Below are 8,280 nucleotides of genomic sequence, written 5' to 3' on the forward strand. Positions count from 1 at the left end.
GCCCAGATCCGTGCAGGCACATCCTACGGAGGACGACCGACGGACAGCTACGTTTCCGGCAAAACCCCGGACGGAAGGACACGCGATCATGCCTGCTGACACCATCGTGCTCGTTCACGGTTTCTGGGTGACGCCACGCAGCTGGGAGCAGTGGATCACGCACTACGAGGCCCGAGGCTTTACGGTGCTGGCACCCGGTTACCCGGGGTTCGAGGCCGAGGTGGAGTCGCTGAACGCCGACCCGACGCCGATCCTGAAACTGACCGTGCCGGCCATCATCGACCACCTCGAGTCGGTGATCCGACCGCTCGCGAACCCGCCGATCATCATCGGTCACTCCGCCGGCGGCGCGTTCACCCAGATCCTGCTCGACCACGGGTTCGGCGCCGCCGGGGTCGCGATGAACTCCGCGCCGACCGAAGGGGTACGGGTCGTCCCGTTGTCCCAGGTCAAGTCGACGTTCCCGGTGCTGAAGAGCCCGGCGAACCGGCACCGGACGGTCCCGCTGTCGTTCGAGCAGTGGCAGTACGCGTTCACCAACACGTTCACCGAGGAGGAGGGCCGCCGGCTCTACGAGCGGTACGCGATCCCCGCGAACGGCGGGATCCTGTGGGGGAGCGTGCTGGCGAACTTCCAGCCCGGTCACCAGGACACCTGGGTCGACTACAACAACGACGCGCGGGCGCCGCTGCTGTTCGTGTCCGGCTCCGAGGACCACATCATGCCGCCCGAGGTGCAGCGGTCGAACGCCAAGCACTACAAGTCGAACACCGTCACCGAGATCCGGGAGTACGACGGGTACGCGCACCTGCTGCCGGCGCAGGAGGGCTGGGAGCGGATCGCCGACGAGGTGCTGGACTGGGCGCTGGCGCACTCGTGAGCCTGGCTCGGATCACCCACATCGGCGGCCCGACGACGCTGATCGAGGTCGACGGCTGGCGGTTGCTGACCGATCCGACGTTCGATCCGCCGGGGCGGCGGTACGCGTTCGGGTTCGGTTCGTCGTCGGTGAAGACGGCCGGGCCGGCGGTCGGCGTCGACGAGTTGCCGCCGATCGACGCCGTACTGCTGACTCATGATCAGCATGCCGACAATCTCGACGACCTCGGCCGGACGCTGCTCGCGAAGGTGGGCACCGTGGTGACGACGCCGCCTGGGGCGGCGCGGCTGGGTGGTGGGGCTGTCGGGTTGGCGCCTTGGTCTGTTCACACGGTCAGCCGAGGCGGGCGGCCGCCGTTGTCGATTACCGCGACGCCGTGCCGGCACGGTCCGCCGTTCAGCCGGCGGATCACCGGCGACGTGGTCGGCTTCGTCGTCGGGTGGCCGGGGCAGGAGCATGGTGCGCTGTGGGTGTCGGGCGACAGCGTCCTGTACGACGGCCTTCGTCGGGTCGGCGAGCGCTTCGACGTGGGGACGGTACTGCTCCACCTCGGGGCGGTCCGGTTCGGCGTAACCGGCCCGCTGCGCTACACCATGACCGGCCGCGACGGCGTCGACCTGTGCTCCCTCCTGCGCCCACGCACGGTGATCCCGGTGCACTACGAGGGGTGGAGCCATTTCTCCCAAGGGCGCCCGGCCGTCACGAAGGCGTTCGCCACCAGCACCCTGAACCCCCACTGGCTGGACCCGGGCGTACCGGGCCTAGTCCCCGTCTAACCACACGTACGCCGTCCTCGCGGCGACCTGCTCGTCGTCCTCCAGCACGAACAGCCGGAGATTCCAGAACGCCATTTTGTCTGCGGACCAGGAGGAGCGAGCCGTCGTCGGCGAAGGAGGCTGCGGTCGGCCGTCGGCGTCAACGGTGGCCAAATGCAGCAGCACCGTGGCGCCCTGCTCGACCGTGAAGCAGCCGGTGTGATGTGAGGGGCGCCGCCGCTAGTCGTGCTGGAGTTCGGTGAGGAAGAAGTGCCGCACGTCCTCGGCGAGTAGGTCCGGTTCCTCCATCGCGGCGAAGTGGCCGCCGCGGTCGAACTCCGACCAGTGCCTGACGTCGTACAGCCGCTCGGCCAGCGGTCGCACCGACTGGGTGATGTCGTGCGGGAAGACCGCCACGCCGACCGGGACCGGGCACGGCTCGATCCGGCGCGGGGCGTCGTGGTGCAGCCGTCCCGAGGACGCCGCGGTGGCGGTGAGCCAGTACAGCGAGATGTCGGTCAGCATGCGGTCGTCACTGATCGGCGACCGCGGGTCCGTCCACTGCGCGAAGCGCTCGGCGATCCAGGCCAGCTGACCGACCGGCGAGTCCGTCAGCGCGTAGCCGATGGTCTGCGGGGTGGAGGCGAGCAGGGCCTGGTACGGCGGCCGGTTCGCCATCAGCTGCCTGACCTTGTCCAGCCGGGCCTCGTCCGTCGCGGAAAGCTCGACGTTCGCGTCCGGGTCCGGCCGGGTCGGCAGGTAGTTGACGTGCACGCCGACGACCTGCTCGGGTGCCACCGCGCCGAGTGCGAGCGAGATTCCCGAGCCGAAGTCGCCGCCCTGCGCGCCGTAACGCCCGTACCCGAGCCGGCGCATCAGCTCGGCCCAGGCCCGCGCGACCCGGACGATGTCCCAGCCGCGCTCGTGGGTGGGACCGGAGAAGCCGTACCCCGGGATCGACGGGATCACCAGGTGGAAGTCGGGTGACAGCGGCTCGATCACGTCCAGGAACTCCAGGAAGGAACCGGGCCAGCCGTGGGTGAGGATCAGCGCGAGCGCGTCCGGTTTCGGCGACCTGACGTGCACGAAGTGGATCGTCTGGCCGTCGATCTCGGTGGTGAAGTGTGGCAGCTCGTTCAGCGCGGCCTCGTGCTTGCGCCAGTCGTAACCGGTGCGCCAGTACTCGGCCAGCTCCTGCAGGCGCGCGAGCGGGAAGCCGTAGTCCCAGCCGGCATCATCGGCGACCTCGTTGGGCCACCGGGTGCGGGCGAGGCGGTCGGTCAGGTCGTCGAGGTCGGCCTGCGGGATGTCGATGCGGAAAGGGGTGATCATCGGCTTGACTCCGAGGATTCGAATGAACGTTGGCGTGACCAACAATAGCAATGATTGTTGGTCATGCCAATCAATGTCACGGGAGTTGTCGAGGATGGAAGCGTCTGACCATCCAGCGAGTTCAGGAGCTCAGGGGTGGCCCACGAGCAGGCAGAAGGGGTGGCCGGCCGGGTCCGACAGCACGTACAACGGCTCGCCGGCCTCATGCGTCCGATCCAGCAGGACCTCGGCGCCCAGTTCCTCCGCCCGTGCGCGGTGCCGCCGCAACTCCCCGAGCGACGGTACGGCGAAATCGACATGCAACTGCATCGGTACGTCCTGCGACGGCCAGGTCGACCGCGGCAGCACGTCGACCTGCTGGAACGCCAACTGTCGGCGCCCCTCGTCATCGACCAGCACAAGCCAGTCCGCGTCATCCACGACTCCGTCGCCGGGCACGTCGTCCCCGGGCCGGTACTGCCACCCGCACAACACCCGATAGAACTCCGCCAGCCCACGAACATCCGTCGCATCCAGCACGGTGTGCATCCGCTGCGGGTACGCCATCACAAGCTCCTTCCGTCCACCCTTCGACTATCACCCGATGAAGCTCTCAATGCGCTGCGCCGCGTGGGTCCGGTCGACACGCGGTGTGTGTCGGCAGCGAAATCCGGTCGTGGGACGCTGCGGGGTCAGGCACTATCGGAGCGTGGAGGATGGTCGGGTATTGGCCCGGAGGTACTACGACGACGTCGTGAGGCCGTTGATCGGGAAGAAATGGCCGGGGTTGCCGCATGCGGCCGGGCGGCTCGGCAGCGGGTCCGACGTACTCGGGCTGGACGACGAGACCTCGCGGGATCACGACTGGGGCCTGCGGCTGTCGCTGCTGGTCGACGGGGCGGTCGTCGACGAGATCAACGCGTACCTGGCCGCGGAGTTGCCGGCGACGTACGCGGGGTTGCCGACGCGGTTCCCGTTCACCGGGCAGACCGAGGCGATCCACCATGTCGACGTGTCGTCGGTCGAGGGGTTCGTGACCGCTCGGCTCGGCGTCGATCCGCGGCAGGGATTGTCGACAATCGACTGGTTGACGATGAGCGGCCAGTCTGTCCTGGAAGTGGTCGGCGGACCGGTGTTCGTCGACCAGCCCGGTGACATCACCGCGGTCCGCGACCGGTTGCAGTGGTACCCGGACGACGTCTGGCGGTACGTGGTGGCCTGCGACTGGACCCGGCTCGCGGAGGAGATGCCCTTGATGAGCCGGGCCGGGGAGCTCGGTGACGACCTCGGTTCGCGGGTGATCGCGGCCCGGCTGGTCGACGTCGCGGTCCATCTGGCGTTCCTGGTCGAACGGCGCTGGCCGCCGTACTCGAAGTGGCGCGGGACGATGTTCGCCCGGCTGCCGTGTGCGCGCGAGGTGGGCGAACCGCTCCGGAAGACGCTGAAGGCAGACCACTGGCGCTACCGCCAGCAGCAGTTGGCGAGGGCGCTCGACCATCTCCTGAGCCGTCAGCGAGCGGCCGGCCTCCCGGCGCCGGGCCCGGCGACCGTCGACTTCTGGGACCGCCCGTACCTGCACCCGAACTCGGCGATCATCGACGAGCTGCTGGCGTCCGCTCCAGACCTGCCGCGCGGCCGCGGCAGCATCGAACAGCGCACTGACAACGTCCAGGTGCTCGTCGACCCAGCCGCACGCCGAGCCGCGATCACACAGCCTTAGCCGACAGCTGGTTTCACCGGCGTGCGGCTCAGGCGTCGATCTGGTGGAAGGTGCGTCGGTAGGTGTCCGGGGGTACGGCGACGACGCGCTTGAACTGCCTCCGGAGTGTGGTCGCGGTGCCCATTCCGGTGGCGACCGCGATCGACTCCACGCTCTGATCGGTTGTCTCGAGCAACTCCTGCGCCCGCCGTACCCGCTGGGTCAGCAGCCACTGCAGCGGCGTCTGCCCGGTCACCGCCCGGAACTGCCGGCCGAGATGGCGCGGGCTGGTGTTCGCCCGGCGAGCCATGTCGGTCACGGCCAACGGCTGATCCAATCGCTCGAGCACCCACGCCAGCAGTTCAGCCAGCCGATTGTCACCGCTGACCTGCACCGGAGTCGCCACGAACTGCGCCTGACCACCCGACCTGTGCGGTGGTACGACGAGACGCCTGGCCACACTGTTGGCGACGTTCGCGCCGTGATCGAGGTGGATCAGATGAAGGCTCAGGTCCACGGCGGCTGCCTTGCCCGCTGACGTGAGTACCGACCCGTTGTCGGTGTAGAGCACGTCCGGATCGACCTCGGCCAGTGGATACCGCGCGCTCAACTGCGCAGTGTGCGCCCAGTGGGTTGTTGCCCGCCGCCCGTCGAGCAGCCCCGCCGCGCCGAGCACGAACGCGCCTGTGCACAACGACGCGATCCGCGCACCCGCCTTATGAGCCGAACGGACGGCATCGATCAGCTCCGCCGGGGGTGCCTCGTCGACATCGGCGCAGGCCGGCACGATCACCGTGTCGGCGCTGACCAACCGCTCCAGCCCGTGGTCCGGCTCCACCGCGAAGGGGCCGACCTGTACCGGCTCCGGTCCGCACAGCTGGACGTCGTACCAGCCTCCCGACACCTCGACCGGGGGATTGCCGAAGATCTCGCAGGCCACGCCGAGCTCGAAATGGAGCAGGTGGCCGGCGGTGGCCAGCGCGACGGTGTGCATGTCCGAAAGTGTACGCATGATGTCGTTCCGGTCGCTCACGCTGCCGGTCGCCGGACCGCGAGACTCGTCACAGCCAACAAGTGGAGGACGGACGAGATGACTGCGGTTGTGGTGTACGGAGCGACCGGGCACACGGGACGGTTCGTGGTCGCCGAACTGGCCCGGTACGGCCTGACGCCGCTCCCGGCTGGGCGCCGGCCGGTCGGCGAGCGGATGCGGCAGGCGACGGTCGACGACCCGGCATCCCTCGACCGCGCACTCGACGGCGCGGATGCGGTCATCAACACCGCCGGACCGTTCGCCACGACGGCCGGACCGGTGATCGAGGCGGCCCTGCGCGCCGGGATCCCGTACGTCGACGTCGCGGCCGAGATCGAGGCGAACGCCTCGACGTTCGCCGGCTACCCCACAGCGGCGGCACCGGTCGTGCCTGCGGTGGCGTTCTTCGGTGGGCTGGGCGATCTGCTGGTGACGGCGGCGCTGGGAGAGCGGAGTACGGCCGACTCGGTGCAGATCGCGTACGGCCTGAGCAGTTGGCACCCGACGCCGGGCACGCGCGTTGCCGGTGAGGTGTCGCACGATCGTCGGGCCGGTCGGCGGGTGCGCTTCCGCGACGGTGCGCTGGAGTACCACGACGACGAACCGACGCAGCTGGAGTGGAAATTCCCGGAGCCGCTCGGGGTGCAGGCGGTGATCGCCGAGTTCAGCATGGCCGACGTGGTGACGGTTCCCAGTCATGTCGACGTGCCAGATGTGCGGACTTTCATGACAGCGGTCGCTGCCGGCGACCTGGCTGATCCGGACACGCCGGCGCCCGCGCTGGGCGGGGATGCCGACCAGACGTTCGTCGTCGATGTGCGGGTCCGGGCCGACGGCGTCGAGCGGCGGGCGGTCGCGCGGGGGCGCGACATCTACGCGGTGACGGCGCCGCTGGCGGTCGAGGCGGTACGACGGTTGATCGCCGGGGAGACGCGGACGGCTGGGGTGGCGTCCGCCGGGGCGATGTTCGACGCGGCAGACTTCCTCCGGGCGCTGGCGCCGCAGATCACCGTCGAACTGCCATGACGTGATCCGGGACTACCGCCTACCTCAACCGGGGAGCGCGCTGCCGCCGGCCACGACCGCGGGCATGGCATGATCTTGGGGTGGCTGGGGTCAGGGATCTGCGGGACTTGGCGTTGTTGCGGCGGGTCAAGGACCGGATCGACCGGGAGTACGCGCAGCCGTTGGACGTGGAGGCGCTGGCTCGTGGGGTGGACATGTCGGCGGGGCACCTCAGCCGGCAGTTCAAGCTCGCGTACGGCGAGTCGCCGTACAGCTACCTGATGACCCGGCGGATCGAGCGCGCGATGGCGTTGCTGCGGATGGGTGAGCTGAGCGTCACCGAGGTCTGCTTCGCGGTCGGGTGCTCGTCGCTCGGGACGTTCAGCACCCGGTTCACCGAACTGGTCGGCGTACCGCCGAGTGTGTACCGGGAGCAGGAGGAGGCGCGCTCGACCAACGGCATCCCGGCGTGCGTGGCGAAACAGGTCACCAGACCGATCAGGAATCGAGAAGTGCCGCCCGGCGCGCCCCGGCTAGCGTGAGCGTCATGGACCTCAGAATTCAGCAGACCTACCTACCGCACAACGACCCCGACGCCGCCGTCGCGTTCTACCGCGACGTCCTGGGCTTCGAGGTCCGCATGGACGTCGGCTACGAGGGCAAGCGCTGGATCACCGTCGGACCGGTCGGCCAGGACGTCGCGATCGTGCTCTACCCGCCGGAGGCCACTCCGGGTCTCACCGAGGACGAACAGCGCGCGGTCGTCGAGATGATGGCCAAGGGCACCTACGCGAGCATCAACCTCGGGACCCCGGACCTCGACGCCACCTTCGCCACGATCGAGGCCACGAACGCCGAGGTCGTCCAGGAGCCGACCGATCAGCCGTACGGTGTCCGCGACTGTGCGTTCCGTGACCCCGCCGGCAACATGATCCGGATCGCACAGGCCGGCTGACCGCTGCGGCCCTCGATGAAGCAGAAATCGGCGTGAAAGCTGGTTGAATCGACCGCACGCGACGCCGACGGGGGGCCACAGCCGCGGTCCCCGCACACCCGGATGGAGACCACGATGACCAAGGCCACGAGGAAGAGCCCGTCCTCGCCCGCCGCCCACGCCGCCGACAGCCACGACCTGATCCGGGTTCAGGGCGCGCGCGAGAACAACCTGAAGGACGTCAGCGTCGAGATCCCGAAGCGCCGGCTGACGGTGTTCACCGGCGTCTCCGGCTCGGGCAAGAGCTCGCTCGTGTTCGGCACGATCGCCGCGGAGTCGCAGCGGTTGATCAACGAGACCTACAGCGCGTTCCTGCAGGGCTTCATGCCGAACCTGGCCCGCCCCGAGGTGGACCTGCTGGACGGCCTGACGACGGCGATCATCGTGGACCAGGAAAGGATGGGTGCGAACCCCCGCTCGACCGTCGGTACGGCGACCGACGCGAACGCGATGCTGCGGATCCTGTTCAGCCGGCTCGGCGAACCGCACGTCGGGCCGCCGGCGGCGTACTCGTTCAACGTCCCGAAGCGGACCGCGACCGGCTCGATGGTCGCCGACAAGGGCGCCGGCGAGAAGACCGTCGTCCGCAACGCGGTCTACCAC

General features: G+C 69.2%; 9 protein-coding genes and 1 pseudogene. 7 read left to right on the plus strand and 3 right to left on the minus strand.

Annotated elements, in window-relative coordinates:
* Window positions 1-88 precede the first annotated feature (88 nt).
* Both E1218_RS33360 and E1218_RS33365 read left to right on the plus strand, forming a co-directional pair.
* Window positions 89-880, plus strand: coding sequence for an alpha/beta hydrolase (locus tag E1218_RS33360; RefSeq protein ID WP_132327035.1), 792 nt, complete (start codon window positions 89-91; stop codon window positions 878-880).
* A complete protein-coding gene (locus E1218_RS33365) occupies window positions 877-1,656 on the plus strand; it encodes an MBL fold metallo-hydrolase (RefSeq protein ID WP_132327036.1) in 780 nt (259 codons plus the stop codon). Before E1218_RS33360 ends, E1218_RS33365 begins: the two co-directional genes overlap by 4 nt.
* Window positions 1,657-1,875: 219 nt before the next feature.
* Here the strand turns inward: E1218_RS33365 and E1218_RS33370 are convergent, their stop codons facing one another.
* Together E1218_RS33370 and E1218_RS33375 are read right to left on the minus strand one after the other, a co-directional pair.
* Window positions 1,876-2,967, minus strand: a complete 1,092-nt coding sequence (locus E1218_RS33370; RefSeq protein WP_132327037.1) for an epoxide hydrolase family protein — start codon at window positions 2,965-2,967, stop codon at window positions 1,876-1,878.
* Between the two features lie 129 nt (window positions 2,968-3,096).
* Window positions 3,097-3,513 (minus strand): VOC family protein, encoded by a 417-nt coding sequence (locus E1218_RS33375; protein ID WP_132327038.1) that lies wholly within the window; start codon window positions 3,511-3,513, stop codon window positions 3,097-3,099.
* A gap of 187 nt (window positions 3,514-3,700) precedes the next feature.
* Here E1218_RS33375 and E1218_RS33380 point away from each other — a divergent pair, with 187 nt between their 5' ends.
* Window positions 3,701-4,666, plus strand: a complete 966-nt coding sequence (locus E1218_RS33380; RefSeq protein WP_202866336.1) for a DUF4037 domain-containing protein — start codon at window positions 3,701-3,703, stop codon at window positions 4,664-4,666.
* A gap of 28 nt (window positions 4,667-4,694) precedes the next feature.
* Here the strand turns inward: E1218_RS33380 and E1218_RS33385 are convergent, their stop codons facing one another.
* Window positions 4,695-5,639: a helix-turn-helix domain-containing protein gene (locus E1218_RS33385; RefSeq protein WP_132327039.1), complete on the minus strand. Its 945-nt coding sequence runs from the start codon at window positions 5,637-5,639 to the stop codon at window positions 4,695-4,697.
* 96 nt (window positions 5,640-5,735) lie between these two features.
* On the opposite strand from E1218_RS33385, the gene E1218_RS33390 reads away from it, so the two are divergent.
* The 4 genes and pseudogenes from E1218_RS33390 to E1218_RS33405 form a co-directional block, all read left to right on the plus strand.
* Window positions 5,736-6,704: a saccharopine dehydrogenase NADP-binding domain-containing protein gene (locus E1218_RS33390; RefSeq protein WP_132327040.1), complete on the plus strand. Its 969-nt coding sequence runs from the start codon at window positions 5,736-5,738 to the stop codon at window positions 6,702-6,704.
* Window positions 6,705-6,784: 80 nt separating this feature from the next.
* Window positions 6,785-7,225, plus strand: coding sequence for a helix-turn-helix transcriptional regulator (locus E1218_RS33395; RefSeq protein ID WP_132327041.1), 441 nt, complete (start codon window positions 6,785-6,787; stop codon window positions 7,223-7,225).
* A 5-nt stretch (window positions 7,226-7,230) separates the two neighbouring features.
* Window positions 7,231-7,638, plus strand: a complete 408-nt coding sequence (locus E1218_RS33400; protein ID WP_132327042.1) for a VOC family protein — start codon at window positions 7,231-7,233, stop codon at window positions 7,636-7,638.
* 114 nt (window positions 7,639-7,752) lie between these two features.
* Window positions 7,753-8,280, plus strand: a pseudogene (locus E1218_RS33405) (excinuclease ABC subunit UvrA); the annotation flags it as partial.

The organism is Kribbella turkmenica (assembly GCF_004348725.1).
GTDB lineage: Bacteria > Actinomycetota > Actinomycetes > Propionibacteriales > Kribbellaceae > Kribbella > Kribbella turkmenica.